Annotated in this window: 1 rRNA gene (only partly in view); it reads right to left on the reverse strand. The window is 57.7% G+C overall.

The window, feature by feature from the left end:
* Positions 1-1,931 (reverse strand): 23S ribosomal RNA (locus ACZ4V1_RS35725) (it extends 1,291 nt beyond the left edge of the window).
* Positions 1,932-2,078: the final 147 nt, after the last annotated feature.

Genomic DNA, 2,078 nt, shown 5'->3' on the forward strand with positions numbered 1-2,078 from the left:
AGGAATGGCCCCCCTTCTCCCGAAGTTACGGGGGCATTTTGCCGAGTTCCTTAACCATAGTTCACCCGAACGCCTCGGTATTCTCTACCTGACCACCTGAGTCGGTTTAGGGTACGGGCCGCCATGAAACTCGCTAGAGGCTTTTCTCGACAGCATAGGATCATCCACTTCACCACAATCGGCTCGGCATCAGGTCTCAGCCACAAGTGCGACGGATTTACCTACCGCACGGCCTACACCCTTACCCCGGGACAACCACCGCCCGGGATGGACTACCTTCCTGCGTCACCCCATCACTCACCTACTAACCGCTTGGTCCGGCGGCTCCACCACTTTCCATTCCCCGAAGGGTCCGGAACGGCTTCACGGCCTTAGCATCACGATGCTCGATGTTTGACGCTTCACAGCGGGTACCGGAATATCAACCGGTTATCCATCGACTACGCCTGTCGGCCTCGCCTTAGGTCCCGACTTACCCTGGGCAGATCAGCTTGACCCAGGAACCCTTAGTCAATCGGCGCAAACGTTTCTCACGTTTGTATCGCTACTCATGCCTGCATTCTCACTCGTGAACCGTCCACAACTCGCTTCCGCGGCTGCTTCACCCGGCACACGACGCTCCCCTACCCATCACAGCCGGCGTTGGCCGTATTGCTGCAATGACACGACTTCGGCGGTACGCTTGAGCCCCGCTACATTGTCGGCGCGGAATCACTAGACCAGTGAGCTATTACGCACTCTTTCAAGGGTGGCTGCTTCTAAGCCAACCTCCTGGTTGTCTGTGCGACTCCACATCCTTTCCCACTTAGCGTACGCTTAGGGGCCTTAGTCGATGCTCTGGGCTGTTTCCCTCTCGACCATGGAGCTTATCCCCCACAGTCTCACTGCCGCGCTCTCACTTACCGGCATTCGGAGTTTGGCTAAGGTCAGTAACCCGGTAGGGCCCATCGCCTATCCAGTGCTCTACCTCCGGCAAGAAACACACGACGCTGCACCTAAATGCATTTCGGGGAGAACCAGCTATCACGGAGTTTGATTGGCCTTTCACCCCTAACCACAGGTCATCCCCCAGGTTTTCAACCCTGGTGGGTTCGGTCCTCCACGACCTCTTACAGCCGCTTCAACCTGCCCATGGCTAGATCACTCCGCTTCGGGTCTTGAGCGTGCTACTAAAATCGCCCTATTCGGACTCGCTTTCGCTACGGCTTCCCCACCCGGGTTAACCTCGCAACACACCGCAAACTCGCAGGCTCATTCTTCAAAAGGCACGCAGTCACGAGACACCAAGCAAGCTTGATGTCCGACGCTCCCACGGCTTGTAGGCACACGGTTTCAGGTACTATTTCACTCCGCTCCCGCGGTACTTTTCACCATTCCCTCACGGTACTATCCGCTATCGGTCACCAGGGAATATTTAGGCTTAGCGGGTGGTCCCGCCAGATTCACACGGGATTTCTCGGGCCCCGTGCTACTTGGGTGTCTCTCAAACGAGCCGCTGATGTTTCGACTACGGGGGTCTTACCCTCTACGCCGGACCTTTCGCATGTCCTTCGCCTACATCAACGGTTTCTGACTCGTCCCACGGCCGGCAGACCGTGGAAGAGAGATCCCACAACCCCGCACACGCAACCCCTGCCGGGTCTCACACGTATACGGTTTAGCCTCATCCGGTTTCGCTCGCCACTACTCCCGGAATCACGGTTGTTTTCTCTTCCTGCGGGTACTGAGATGTTTCACTTCCCCGCGTTCCCTCCACACTGCCTATGTGTTCAGCAGCGGGTGACAGCCCATGACGACTGCCGGGTTTCCCCATTCGGAAACCCCCGGATCAAAGCCTGGTTGACGACTCCCCGGGGACTATCGTGGCCTCCCACGTCCTTCATCGGTTCCTGGTGCCAAGGCATCCACCGTGCGCCCTTAAAAACTTGGCCACAGATGCTCGCGTCCACTGTGCAGTTCTCAAACAACGACCAACCACCCATCACCCCGGGAACAACATCCCGAGTGCACTGGGGCCGGCAACTGAAGACCCAGCCTCACGGCCGTACCCTCAGATACCCAACAGCGTGCCCGACACC

The organism is Streptomyces sp. NPDC028991 (assembly GCF_055564775.1).